Source organism: Aliidongia dinghuensis, assembly GCF_014643535.1.
Lineage (GTDB): Bacteria > Pseudomonadota > Alphaproteobacteria > ATCC43930 > CGMCC-115725 > Aliidongia > Aliidongia dinghuensis.
On sequence record NZ_BMJQ01000072.1, the window covers coordinates 1 to 581 of the forward strand.

Genomic DNA, 581 nt, shown 5'->3' on the forward strand with positions numbered 1-581 from the left:
CAAAGCGTTAAGAACACAGATACCGCTAAGTACAAAGGCTATGACGCAGGAAAGAAAGTATCAGGGATTAAGCGCCATATTGCAGTAGACAGCCAAGGCTTGCCGCATGCTATCTGTATCACGACCGCTAACATCACCGACCGTGAGGGTGCTACAACGTTACTTCGTCAACATGCTAAACGATTAAGCCGGGTAAAAAATGTGATGGTTGATGGCGGTTATCGAGGTGAGGCATTTGCTAATAGTGTTAAATCTATTTTAGGCGAAACCGTTACCACAGAAGTTGCCAAAAGAGATGAATTGCACACGTTTAAAGTCATACCAAAGCGATGGGTTGTAGAACGTTCGTTTGCTTGGCTTGAGAAAAATAGACGCTTATGGAAAAACTGTGAGCGTCATTTAAATTCGAGCCTTCAATTTACCAATCTTGCTTTCATCGCTTTGTTATTGAAAAGATTGTGAACAGGTTCTTAGGGGTGATTTTTACTATTCCGCTTCGCTATGCGATGGTCGTTAACAGTGATTTGCCCTACCCTGAAGGCGTTGCCGCTGCTGAAATTTTGCGGGCAGGCGAACAGGAC

The 581-nt window shown here is 44.1% G+C and carries 2 protein-coding genes; both read left to right on the forward strand.

The genetic code is table 11. From position 1 onward, the window contains the following. A partial coding sequence (locus IEY58_RS34175; protein ID WP_189052663.1) for an IS5 family transposase occupies positions 1 to 462 on the forward strand: 462 nt, incomplete at its 5' end. Positions 463 to 506: 44 nt separating this feature from the next. After that, positions 507 to 581: hypothetical protein (locus tag IEY58_RS34180; protein WP_456057542.1), on the forward strand; the 75-nt coding region annotated here is incomplete at its 3' end.